At 41.8% G+C, this 12,534-nt stretch carries 12 protein-coding genes; 9 read left to right on the plus strand and 3 right to left on the minus strand.

Annotated elements, in window-relative coordinates:
- On the plus strand, nucleotides 1–328 hold a 328-nt coding region (locus NL42_RS12560), incomplete at its 5' end, for an amino acid permease (RefSeq protein WP_461312994.1).
- A gap of 57 nt (nucleotides 329–385) precedes the next feature.
- Here NL42_RS12560 and NL42_RS12565 read toward each other — a convergent pair.
- Nucleotides 386–1,267, minus strand: coding sequence for a LysR family transcriptional regulator (locus tag NL42_RS12565; protein ID WP_217485521.1), 882 nt, complete (start codon nucleotides 1,265–1,267; stop codon nucleotides 386–388).
- A 166-nt stretch (nucleotides 1,268–1,433) separates the two neighbouring features.
- Here NL42_RS12565 and NL42_RS12570 point away from each other — a divergent pair, with 166 nt between their 5' ends.
- The 7 genes from NL42_RS12570 (at nucleotide 1,434) to NL42_RS12600 (ending at nucleotide 10,027) form a co-directional block, all read left to right on the plus strand.
- A complete protein-coding gene (locus NL42_RS12570) occupies nucleotides 1,434–2,951 on the plus strand; it encodes a CoA-acylating methylmalonate-semialdehyde dehydrogenase (protein WP_461312995.1) in 1,518 nt (505 codons plus the stop codon).
- 11 nt (nucleotides 2,952–2,962) lie between these two features.
- Nucleotides 2,963–3,853 carry a 3-hydroxyisobutyrate dehydrogenase gene (mmsB, locus tag NL42_RS12575; protein WP_461312996.1) on the plus strand — a complete coding sequence of 297 codons (891 nt, stop codon included), beginning with the start codon at nucleotides 2,963–2,965 and terminating at the stop codon, nucleotides 3,851–3,853.
- A 77-nt stretch (nucleotides 3,854–3,930) separates the two neighbouring features.
- Nucleotides 3,931–5,586, plus strand: a complete 1,656-nt coding sequence (locus tag NL42_RS12580; RefSeq protein WP_461312997.1) for an AMP-binding protein — start codon at nucleotides 3,931–3,933, stop codon at nucleotides 5,584–5,586.
- Nucleotides 5,587–5,588: 2 nt separating this feature from the next.
- The gene (locus NL42_RS12585; RefSeq protein ID WP_461312998.1) at nucleotides 5,589–6,716 is read left to right on the plus strand and encodes an acyl-CoA dehydrogenase family protein; all 1,128 of its coding nucleotides are present in this window, start codon (nucleotides 5,589–5,591) and stop codon (nucleotides 6,714–6,716) included.
- Nucleotides 6,717–6,737: 21 nt separating this feature from the next.
- On the plus strand, nucleotides 6,738–7,511 hold the full coding sequence (locus tag NL42_RS12590) for an enoyl-CoA hydratase (RefSeq protein ID WP_461312999.1): 774 nt from the start codon (nucleotides 6,738–6,740) through the stop codon (nucleotides 7,509–7,511).
- 12 nt (nucleotides 7,512–7,523) lie between these two features.
- Nucleotides 7,524–8,549 carry an enoyl-CoA hydratase/isomerase family protein gene (locus NL42_RS12595; RefSeq protein WP_461313000.1) on the plus strand — a complete coding sequence of 342 codons (1,026 nt, stop codon included), beginning with the start codon at nucleotides 7,524–7,526 and terminating at the stop codon, nucleotides 8,547–8,549.
- A 119-nt stretch (nucleotides 8,550–8,668) separates the two neighbouring features.
- On the plus strand, nucleotides 8,669–10,027 hold the full coding sequence (locus tag NL42_RS12600) for an MFS transporter (protein ID WP_461313001.1): 1,359 nt from the start codon (nucleotides 8,669–8,671) through the stop codon (nucleotides 10,025–10,027).
- Between the two features lie 141 nt (nucleotides 10,028–10,168).
- Here the strand turns inward: NL42_RS12600 and abaI are convergent, their stop codons facing one another.
- Nucleotides 10,169–10,735, minus strand: a complete 567-nt coding sequence (abaI, locus tag NL42_RS12605; RefSeq protein ID WP_336168975.1) for an acyl-homoserine-lactone synthase AbaI — start codon at nucleotides 10,733–10,735, stop codon at nucleotides 10,169–10,171.
- Nucleotides 10,736–10,798: 63 nt separating this feature from the next.
- On the minus strand, nucleotides 10,799–11,215 hold the full coding sequence (locus NL42_RS12610) for a DUF4902 domain-containing protein (RefSeq protein ID WP_336168972.1): 417 nt from the start codon (nucleotides 11,213–11,215) through the stop codon (nucleotides 10,799–10,801).
- A 634-nt stretch (nucleotides 11,216–11,849) separates the two neighbouring features.
- Here NL42_RS12610 and abaR point away from each other — a divergent pair.
- On the plus strand, nucleotides 11,850–12,534 hold a 685-nt coding region (abaR, locus tag NL42_RS12615; RefSeq protein ID WP_461313002.1), incomplete at its 3' end, for a LuxR family transcriptional regulator AbaR.

Below are 12,534 nucleotides of genomic sequence, written 5' to 3' on the forward strand. Positions count from 1 at the left end.
TAACACGATGGAAGCATTTACTTTGGCAAGTTCACTCTGTGTGATTCTCTTTATTAGCGTATGGCTTCTGATCATGGCGTGCTATTTACGTTATCGTAAAACTCGTCCTGAGCTTCACGCAGCATCAACCTTTAAAATGCCGGGTGGCGTTTTGATGGCGTATGTTGTCATAGCATTCTTCTTGTTCACTTTGGTGATTTTGGCACTCGAGTCAGATACCTTAAAAGCATTATATGTCAGTCCATTATGGCTAGTTGTTTTAGGCGTTAGCTATCATGTGTTTTATAAACCGCGCATGAAAAAACTAGGCCAAGAAAGTTTTGATTAATTATTCATAATTTTAAAAAAGCCAATCATCCGTGATTGGCTTTTTTATTTACACTCTCTAATCAACCAACAAATGCTGATATTTATCGGCTTGTTTACGCAAATAATCCCAGACGAGTTTAATGCGCGGTTCATGCTGTAAATCAACAAAAGTCAGCATCCAGAAGGTATGTGTAAAGCGAACTTGCTGCTCTAAAACGACTTCAAGTTCTGGCTTATCATCTGCCAAAAACTTAGGCAAAATCGCAAGACCTGCACCAGCACTCACCGCAATTTGTTGCGCCAAAATACTGCTGCTACGAAAGTTGGCATTAAGCTTTAGGGGTAAACGTTCTAAACAGTACAACTCAGGGCTATAGACCAGATCATCAATATAGTTTACAAAGCGATGTTGGGTTAAATCTTCTAAACCACGAATGGGTGGGTTTTGAGCCAGATAGTTTTGGCTGCCATAAATTTTTAAGCAATAGTCTGATAACCGAGTAATGATGTAGGGTCCAGAGGTTGGACGATCAATCGACACCACAATGTCTGCTTCACGGTGGGAGAGCTTAATCATTTTCGGCACTGGAATCAGGTCGATGGTGAGCAGTGGATATTGAATAGAGAACTCAGCCAGTAAACGGGCTAAAAACGCAGTGCCAAAGCCTTCTGGTGTGCCAATTCGCACACGACCTTGCAAAGGTTGATGTGGTTTTTCAATTTGTAAGAAAGCTTGTTCCATTTGCTCAACTCGAGGAACAAGTGCCATTCCTTCGAGTGTCAACTCATAACCAGTCGCTTCACGCTTAAACAGCGTTGTACCTAAAGCGAGTTCTAGGGCCTGAATCCGTCTAGCCACGGTACTGTGTTCGACACCAATAATCCGCGCAGCGTTGGTCAAGGTTTTAGTCCGCGCTAAAACCAGAAAAAAATGTAGATGATCCCAATCCACTTTCATTTTTGTTGTCATCCTTGTGCATATTTGCACAACAATCGTGCATGAATTTCCGTTGGTGGTCAAAGTTTTCTTTGCTAGTCTCAATTGAAACTGGAATAAAGAAAATACGATCTAAAAGTATTTTCCAATAATTGAACACAATAAAAATATGGCCTACGGAGAGGTTATGAACACAATCCAAAAAATCGAATTGGAAACCGCTAAATTACTCATTAACGGAAATTTTATCGAATCTGAAACACAGGAATGGCAAGATATTGTTAACCCTGCGACTCAGGAAGTGATTGGTCGTGTACCATTTGCAACGGTTAAAGAAGTTGATGCTGCTATTCAAGCTGCACAAGATGCTTTTGCTTCTTGGCGCCAAACCCCAATTCAAGCACGTATGCGCATCATGCTTAAACTGCAAGATTTGATTCGTGCCAACATGAAGGACATTGCGCAAGTACTGACGGCTGAACAAGGCAAAACCTTGGCAGATGCTGAAGGTGATATTCAGCGTGGTTTAGAAGTGGTTGAACATGCTTGTTCAATCGGCACCTTACAAATGGGTGAATATGTCGAGGGTCTGGCACGTGGTGTAGACACGTATACCTTACAGCAACCTTTGGGTGTGTGTGCTGGCATTACGCCGTTTAACTTTCCAGCGATGATTCCACTGTGGATGTTCCCAATGGCGATCGTTTGCGGGAATACCTTCGTTTTAAAACCATCAGAACAAGACCCGTTATCGACCATGATGCTGGTTGAGCTTGCGATTCAAGCAGGCGTTCCAGTAGGTGTGCTCAACGTTGTGCATGGCGGTAAAGAAGTGGTTGACCGTCTGTGTACACATAAAGACATTAAAGCGATTTCATTTGTGGGTTCAACTGCTGTTGGAACACATGTTTATAATCTTGCAGGGCAACATGGTAAACGTGTGCAGTCAATGATGGGTGCAAAAAACCATGTGGCTGTTATGCCAGATGCCAATAAAGAGCAAACCTTAAATGCGTTGGTCGGTGCAGCATTTGGTGCAGCGGGGCAACGTTGTATGGCATTGTCTGTTGCAGTAATGGTGGGTGAAAGCAAACAGTGGATTCAAGAATTAGTCGAAAAAGCGAAAACTTTAAAAGTGAATGCAGGGCATGAGCCGAATACTGACATTGGCCCAGTCATTTCAAAACGTGCCAAAGCGCGTGTGCTTGATTTAATTAATAGCGGTGTTGAGCAAGGTGCAGAGTTGCTACTCGATGGCCGTGATGTTCAAGTTCAAGGCTATGAATCGGGCAACTTTGTAGGCGCAACGATTTTTAGCGGCGTAAATACCGATATGCGTATTTATAAAGAAGAAGTCTTTGGGCCTGTACTTTCCATTATTTGCGTAGACACACTTGAGGAAGCGATTGCTCTTATCAATGCCAACCCATTTGGTAACGGTGTAGGTCTATTCACACAAAGTGGCGCGATTGCACGTACTTTCCAAAACTTAATTGATGTGGGTCAAGTGGGTATCAATATTCCAATTCCTGTGCCAGTGCCTTTCTTTAGTTTTACCGGTTCAAGAGGTTCAAAACTTGGTGATTTGGGACCATACGGCAAACAAGCTGTGCAGTTCTATACCCAAACTAAAACCATTACCAGTCGCTGGTTTGAAGATAGCCATGAAGTTGGTGCAGTAAATACAACCATTAGTTTACGTTAAGGGGATCACGGATGAATATCGCCTTTATCGGCCTAGGCAATATGGGCGGCAGAATGGCCCATAATCTACTTAAAGCCGGATTCAATGTTTATGGTTATGACCTCAGTGAAGTTGCTATTCAGCACTTTGCCGAGGCAGGTGGTGTGGTCTGCGACAGTCCGCAGGCAGCAGCGAAACAAGCTGATGTGGTCATTAGCATGCTGCCTGCGGCAAAACATGTTAAAGAAGTTTACTTGGGTGAAAATGGTGTTTTAGAAGTGCTAAAAGCAGGTAGCTTATGCATTGATAGCAGTACCATTGACCCGCAAACCATTAAAGACATTGCCACTGTTGCACATAGCAAAAATATTAAAATCTGTGATGCACCAGTTTCTGGCGGAACCATTGGTGCTCAAGCAGGAACTCTAACCTTCATGGTGGGTGCCGATGAGCAAACTTTTAATGAAGTGAAACCTGTACTTAGCCACATGGGCAAAAATATTGTTCATTGTGGTGATGTCGGTGCAGGTCAAATTGCCAAAATTTGCAATAACCTCATCTTGGGTATTTCAATGGCTGCTGTTGCAGAAGGTATGGCGCTGGGCGTGAAACTCGGCATCGATCCACAAGCATTGGCAGGCGTCATTAACACCTCAAGCGGTCGTTGCTGGAGTTCGGATGTGTGTAACCCATGGCCGCATATTAATGAAAATGCGCCAGCATCTCGAGGCTACCAAGACGGCTTTGCGACTCAGCTGATGCTAAAAGATTTAGGACTCGCTGTAGAAGCCGCGGGCCAAGTCAAACAGCCAGTCGTATTAGGTGGCATGGTGCAGCAGCTCTATCAGCAAATGTGCATGCGCGGTAATGCCAATCTCGATTTTTCGAGCATTATTCAGCAATACCTGCCACAAGAGGCATAACGGTAAAGCCAAAGGATGGCTTTAAACACATAAAACCCTGTCGTGAATAACAACAAATCCGGACTGAGGGAAAAGATATGATGGATTATCAAAATGCTGCACAGACTTTCGATTTGGAAAGCACTGCAAAACAAATGTTATCAGGTTCAGTTGATGCCTTAAATGCTTGTTATGAATGCTGTGATCGACATGCAGATGGCGACAAAATTGCGCTGTATTGGCAAGGAAAAGACGGACGAAAAGAGCAATATACCTTCCGTGAATTAAAAGAGTGGTCGAGTCAGTTTGCCAACTTTTTAAAATCACAAGGGGTGAAAGTAGGCGACCGTATTTCAGGGTTATTACCGAGAACACCTGAACTGATCGTGACTATTTTTGCAGCTTGGCGCATAGGTGCAGTCTATCAACCCCTATTTACTGCATTTGGTCCAAAAGCGATTGAGCACCGTATTCAGCTTGCACAAAGTAAGCTAGTGGTGACGGATGTAGGTAATCGTAGCAAGCTTGATGAAATTGAGAATTGCCCTGCAATTGTGACGGTGGCCGACACACAAGGTACTCCACTTAAAGCAGGTGATTTTAACTTTTGGAATGAAGTGAAGCAGCAGTCCGATCAATGTGATTTGGTTATGCGCAGCATCCAAGATCCTTTTCTGCTCATGTTTACTTCAGGCACTACAGGACCCGCGAAACCATTGGAAGTGCCATTAAAAGCACTGATTGCCTTTGGTCGATATATGCAAGATGCCATTGGTTTAACTGAAGAAGACTCGTTTTGGAATATTGCCGATCCGGGTTGGGCGTATGGTCTGTATTATGCGATTACTGGGCCGTTATTCTTGGGTCACTCTACTTTGTTCTATGAGGGTGGTTTCAGCACAGATAGCCTATGCCAAATTGTGAAAGATTATAAAATTAACAACTTGGCAGGTGCACCAACTGCTTACCGCATGATGATGGCAGCTGACCCAGCGCAAATGGCGCCGTTAAGAGGCCAGTTCCGTGTGGTGAGTAGTGCAGGTGAGCCGCTGAATCCAGAAGTAATTCGCTGGTTTAAACAAGTGCTTGATGCTCCGATTTATGATCACTATGGACAAACTGAAGTGGGTATGGTGGTGTGTAATCATCATGGTTTAAAACATGAAATTCATGCCGGTTCAGCAGGTTTCCCAAGTCCGGGCTACCGTGTTGCGATTGTCGATGAACAAGGTGAAGAACTTCCGCCAGACACACCGGGAATTTTAGCGGTTGACATTAGCGAGTCTCCAATGATGTGGTTCGGCGGCTATAAAGAAAGCCGAAAATCGCCTTTCGTGGGTCATTACTATTTAACTGGCGACACTGCCGAGTTACATGCTGATGGCAGCATGAGCTTTGTTGGTCGTAGTGATGATGTAATCACCACATCGGGTTACCGGATTGGGCCTTTCGATGTGGAAAGTGCCTTACTCGAACATGACGCAGTGATTGAAGCAGCTGTGATTGGTGTGCCTGACCCAGACCGTACCGAAGTGGTTAAGGCATTTGTGATTTTAGCTACGGATGCTCAACCTTCAGATGCACTTGCTGAACAACTTAGCCAATTTGTTAAAAGACGACTTTCTGCACATGCGTACCCTCGTTTAGTTGAATTTGTGAGTGAATTACCTAAAACTCCAAGTGGCAAAATTCAGCGCTTTTTATTGCGTAATCAAGAAATTGCTAAACAACAAGCTAAAGCAGGAAGGAAATAATAATGCAATTTACCGAAGAACAATTACTCATTCGTGATATGGCGAAAAGTTTCGCCCAAGAACAAATTAAGCCTAATGCCAGCGATTGGGATCGAGACGGGACATTCCCGAAAGATACCTTAGCTCAAATGGGGCAACTCGGTTTTATGGGTATGCTTGTTTCAGAGCAATGGGGCGGTTCAGACACGGGTAATTTAGCCTATGTACTAGCTCTCGAAGAAGTTGCGGCAGCAGATGGCGCAACCTCAACCATTATGAGCGTACATAACTCGGTTGGCTGTGTGCCTATTTTAAAATTTGGTACCGATGAGCAAAAAGAGCGTTTTTTAAAACCTTTGGCGCAAGGTGAAATGATCGGTGCTTTTGCTTTAACCGAACCACATACGGGGTCAGATGCGGCAGCTCTTAAAACTCGTGCGGTCAAAGATGGTGATGATTACATTTTAAATGGTGCCAAGCAGTTTATTACCTCTGGTGATAATGCCGGTGTCATTATTGTGTTTGCAGTGACCGACCCGAGCGAAGGTAAAAAAGGGATTAGTGCCTTTTTAGTCCCACGCGATACACCGGGTTACGAAGTGATTCGTGTTGAAGAAAAACTAGGCCTGCATGCGTCAGATACCTGCCAGATTGCACTGACAGATGTACGCATCCATAAAAGCCTCATGCTGGGTAAAGAAGGCGAAGGTTTAAAAATTGCACTTGCCAATTTAGAAGGTGGACGTATTGGTATTGCTGCACAAGCAGTTGGTCTAGCACGTGCGGCGCTTGAAGAAGCGACTCGCTATGCCAAAGAACGTATTACTTTTGGAAAACCGATTTTTGAGCATCAAGCTATCGCTTTTCGCCTTGCTAGTATGGCAACCGAAATTGAAGCTGCCAGACAACTTGTTCACTACGCTGCACGTTTAAAAGAAGCAGGGCAACCGTGTCTCAATGAAGCTTCAATGGCCAAACTATTTGCTTCAGAAATGACTGAACGTGTGTGTTCGAACGCACTACAAGTGTTTGGTGGTTATGGCTATCTTAAAGACTTCCCGATTGAGCGCATCTATCGTGATGCCCGTATTTGTCAAATTTACGAAGGCACAAGTGATATCCAACGTTTAGTGATTGCGCGTAGTCTATAAAACCAGAACAAGGAATAAATAATGCAGTGGCAAAGTATTTTATTAGAAAAGCGTAGTGGGGTTGGACTGATTACATTAAATCGCCCTCAAGCGCTCAATGCTTTAAACAGCGAATTAATTAGTGAAATTAATCAGGCATTAGATCAGCTCGAAAAAGACCGCGAAATTGGTTGCATGGTATTGGCAGGTTCTGAAAAAGCTTTTGCCGCAGGCGCAGACATTAAAGAAATGGCTGATTTGGCATTTCCTGATATTTATTTTGATGACTTTTTTCATCTTGCAGACCGTATTGCACAGCGCCGTAAACCTCTAATTGCTGCGGTGAGCGGCTATGCGTTAGGTGGTGGCTGTGAATTGGCGCTTATGTGTGACTTTATATATTGTGCTGACAACGCCAAGTTTGGCTTACCTGAAGTCACCTTGGGTGTAATTCCGGGTATTGGTGGTACGCAACGCTTAACCCATGCAATTGGTAAAGCCAAAGCAATGGAAATGTGTTTTACGGCTCGTCAAATGGGCGCTGTAGAAGCAGAGCAAAGTGGTTTAATCGCACGTGTGTTTAGCAAAGAAGAATTACTTGAACAAACCTTGCAAGCAGCTGAAAAAATTGCGGCACGATCTTTAACCGCAAATATGATGCTTAAAGAAACCATCAACCGAGCTTTTGAAGTAAATCTGACTGAAGGCTTGCGTTTTGAAAGACGTATGTTCCATTCAATATTTGCAACATTTGACCAAAAAGAAGGAATGCAGGCTTTCGTTGAAAAACGCCAGCCAAATTTTAAAAATCAATAAGAGATCAATAAAATGAATACAGAAAATCACTTAATGATTGAGCGACAAGGTAAGCTCGGCGTGATTACCTTAGACCGTGTGACTCATCTCAATGCATTGTCGCTAGATATGATTAAAAGTATTGGTGCCCAATTGGAACTGTGGCGAAATGATGCTGCTGTTCAAGCAGTTTTAATCAAATCAAATAGCCCAAAAGCCTTCTGTGCAGGTGGAGATGTCCGCTATCTCTACAACAGTTATAAAAATGGCACGGCCGATTACAAAGGCTACTTTAGTGCCGAATATAAAATGCTGACCACGCTGCGTGAATATGGAAAGCCAGTTATCGTTGTGCTTGATGGCTATGTGTTAGGTGGTGGTTTTGGTTTAGCTCAGGCTTGTCATATTGTCGTGAGCAGTGAAAAGTCTAGATTTGCCATGCCTGAAACTGCCATTGGTTTTTTCCCAGACGTTGGAGCAACACACTTCCTGTCTCGACTTGATGATATCGGCGTTTATATGGCAATTACGGGTGAGCAGATCAGCAGTAGCGATGCACTCTATCTCGATTTAATTGACTACCATGTGCCAAGCGAGCAGTTACAAACATTGCAAGAAGCACTTGTTGATACGCCAAGTTTAACTAAAGAAGGAATTGAGCAAATCATTACTCAATTTATTACTCGTCCTGCCGAAAGTGAGCTCAAACAATTGGCGGAAGGCATTCGTAAACACTTCGGATATCAGCATTTAGATGAAATCGAGCAAAGTCTTGAAAATGAAAAAGATGAAAGCTTAAAAACTTGGGCAAGTAAGATGCTCAGTATTTTGCAGCAGCGCTCATTTATTGCCAAACAAACCAGTTTGAAATTACAACATTTAGGCCGTGGGCTTTCTTTACCGCAGTGTATGCAGCTTGAACGTGATTTACAGGATATCTGGTTTGAGCATGGTGATTTTATTGAAGGTGTTCGTGCACTCATTGTCGATAAAGACAAACAACCACAGTGGCAAGAACGTAATTCGAAGTTTGAGCCAATTTTAGAAAAGCTAAGCTAAACGGCACTACAACAATATAAAAGCTTAAGGAGATAAAGCGAGACCTGAAAATGCTTATGGTCAGGGCTGGTCATAAGCATAAAAAAGATAAAACAAGAAAATCTAAAAGGGAAATTACGATGCAAACAGTACATGGAAACGGTTCAAATACTAAAAAGTCGTCACATCGATTAGCAGGCATCTCTAGCATGGTCGGCACCACCATTGAGTGGTATGACTTTTTTATTTACGGTGCGGCGGCGGCGCTGATTTTTAATAAATTATTTTTCCCAAATCTGGATGCCCTTACAGGTGTGCTTGCTGCATTTGCTACCTATGCCGTTGGGTTTCTTGGGCGACCACTAGGGGGGCTAGTCTTTGGTCATTTTGGTGACAAGATTGGCCGTAAGTCGATGTTGTTGTTGACTCTGATGCTCATGGGAATCCCAACAGTACTGATTGGCTTATTACCGACTTACGAATCAATTGGTTACTGGGCTGCGATTGGTCTGGTTGTCTTGCGCTTCATTCAAGGGATGGCAATGGGCGGTGAATGGGGCGGTGCCGTGCTTATGGCTGTTGAACATGCACCTGAAGGAGGTAAGGGTTTTTGGGGAAGTTTGCCTCAAGCAAGTACAGGTGGCGGCTTAATGTTAGCCTCAATTGCTTTAGGTCTTGTTTCTTTATTGCCAGAGCAAGCTCTATTTAGCTGGGGGTGGCGTTTACCATTTCTTGCTAGCATTATTTTACTGGCAGTAGGTTGGTACATTCGAGTGAAAGTACCAGAGTCACCAGATTTTGAAAAAGTAAAACAGCAGTCTGAAGAAGTTAAAGTTCCTGCATTACAAGTTTTTAAAAATCATCCGAAGCAACTCATCACCATTATTTTGGCGCGTGCTGCCGAGAACGCATGGTTCTATATTGCTTCAACCTTTACATTGGCTTATACCACTGCACAACTTGGGATCGCACGCCAAGACATTTTGTTTGCTACCATTTGCGGTGCAATAGTCATTCTATTTATGACCCCATTATGTGGGCATTTGTCAGATAAAGTCGGTCAGCGCAATATGTTCATGTTTGGTTTATGCATATTGGCACTTTACTGCTATCCATTTTTCACCATGCTTAACACAAAAGACCCGGTATTAGTCTGGACAGCAATTGTTTTAGCGATTGGCGTTGTGTTCCCAATTATGTATGCGCCGCAAGCTCAGCTTTTTGCCCGTCAATTTCCGGCAGAAATCCGTTATAGCGGAATCTCAATTTCGGTACAGTTGGCTGGGGTACTTGGTGGTGGTTTAGCACCGTTAATTGCGACAAAACTTTTAAGTGTTGGACAGGGTAATCCTTATTTAATTATGATTTATATTGGATCTATGGCTATCGTTGCGATCATATCGACTTCATTTATGCCACGTGATTGGCAGACTAAAACTGATGAGAATTATCATAAGAAAGCAGAATTAAATTTGAAAACCAAAATTACTGATTCTTAATATTAAGTTCGAAACTTTAAATAGAGAAAAGCCCTAATCTTTTGACTAGGGCTTTTGAAATTTAGCGAGTGAAACGAGACTTGGGCTTAAGACCTTCATCTTTGCAATGTCACCAATATTCTTAGACTTTGATTTAACCAACTACACTTCAATCAAGCATGCAAACATGGCATATCCATCGATAACCATTGGCGGTCCTGCACGATGGGCGCGAAAACCCGCAGCACGTAATAAACGCTCTACACCAAGAGGTGAGGTCGTAATGAGTTGTTTTGCACCTTGTTCTCTTGCAAAGTCGATCGCTTCTTGCAGAATTGCAATAGAGACTGGGGATGACACTGCTTGATTAGCAGAGGTCGGCGGATTCGAGAAATCTACGGCTGAAAATCTTGATAATTCCCAAATTTCTGGTGAGCAAGGAGTAGGCATTCCATTCATTAATTGAGGAAATATTTCACCTAGTAAATAGGGCTGAGTCGTGGGGAGTAGTCTGGCACAGCCAATAATATTGGATTCTCTATCTTGAGCGACGACGTAAGCTGTATCGATTTTATCAAATTGATCTAGTTCTTCATTATTTGGACAGTTCAACTCCCAACCCAAATGTTCAACAAATACCTTGTAGCGGTAACTTTTAAATTTGGTATATAGGACTTCTGAAAAATTGTTTTGGAATCCAGCAATAACATTCATTACAAGTGCTTCCACTTATTTTTCAGGCGACTTTACTTGACAGCTAGAAAGGTGGTAACTGTAAGAATTTACAGGTTTCTAAGAGAAATTTGGACTTAATTTAGTCTTTGTTTGCGTTGTATTGATTTGAGCATAAATGAACTGTTCCCAAAACAAAGTATCTATTTTTTTTTCGATTAATGTTTCAGTAATATCAAACCCAATATCTGTACCAGATATATCAACAATCATGATATTGCTTCGAGGTAGCCCAATTCGTTTTAAGCTAGCAATTCCATTGTCCTCAATAAATTCCCAGTCCCATCCAGTGCTTAAAGCTGGAGTCAGTGATGTTGCCCATTCAGTAAAACCATAATAGAGAATTTGAGAATCTTCAATTTGTGTTGATTCAACAGTAGATATGAGGTGCTGGAGGGGGTAATTCATAAGCTGGATTTCATTCATTCGAATAAAACCATCAGTTGAGATTGAGAAATCAGGGGGGATTGTGACCATGCTACCTGTTCAAGTGACTTGAATTGCAGTTCTATAGATAAATAACATAAATTATTGCCAACAAAATACTGTTAGGTTTTACAGGTTAACCGTAATCTGGTGATACACAACGTTAAGCTGTTCTTTAGAAAGTACTCCAGACAGCGAGTTTTACATATACAGATATTGAGCCTTTTATAGCTTCCATATGAGAGTTGCTTGTTTCAAGATTATCAATAGTTTAAGTTTGTCATGTGCATTGTAGATAATATCTATCCTATTATTAAAACAATATTTTCGGAGTCATTATAATTATTCTAGGCTATCACTAGATAATAAATGTAAAACTATAGACTGTATCGCTAATAGAAATTATTCTTTAGTTAAATTAATAGAAATATACAAATAAGAATAAATAATAGGCTCTATTTAAAAGTAAAAAATACTCATTTTTGGAATAAAATGCATCCTGTAAATCTGAGGCTTTCAAGCATAATCCGCATATGCAATATAACAACCTTAAAAAGCTTTCTGAAACCAGTTTATCCAGAAAATTTACCATCCTCTCAGGCTCAAAAATGTTGTTAATTGGATTATGAATTCACTATATGCAACTAAATAAAAATGATTTATGCATGAGGTTTAATGAGAGTAAATGGAAAATTGGCAAGAAGATCTACTATCAGCATCTCTGATGGTAAAAAATGAATATCAGCTATTTGAGGTAGTCAAATCTACAGCTTCAAAGCTTGGATTTGATTATTGTGCTTATGGTATGCAGTCGCCATTATCTATTGCTGAACCAAAAACGATTATGCTGAATAATTATCCCGAAGCATGGCAGAAACGTTATGTTAAACAACAATATGTGGTGGTAGATCCAACTGTGCAGCATTGTATGCTGTCACTTCAACCTCTTGTCTGGTCGAGCCAATCTGCGAACACACAATCTCAAAAAGATTTTTGGGAAGAGGCACGCTCTTATGGCTTAAATGTTGGTTGGGCGCAGTCAAGCCGTGACTTTATTGGTACAAGGGGGATGTTAACGCTAGCAAGATCCACTGATCAATTATCAGAAAAAGAGCAGAAAGCTCATTATACCAATATGTACTGGCTGTCTCAGACTGTGCATTCCAGCATTGCTAAAATTGTGAATGAAGCAGAATTTGCTCAGTTTAATCTTTATTTAACGAACCGAGAAAAAGAGGTTCTACGTTGGACTGCTGAAGGTAAAACGTCAGCAGAGATTGCCCAGATTATCGGTGTAACGGAAAGAACAGTAAATTTTCACCTCTGTAACTCAATGCAGAAGTTAAATGTGAATAATAAAATTTCAGCGG

It is taken from the genome of Acinetobacter sp. GN11, from assembly GCF_054823985.1.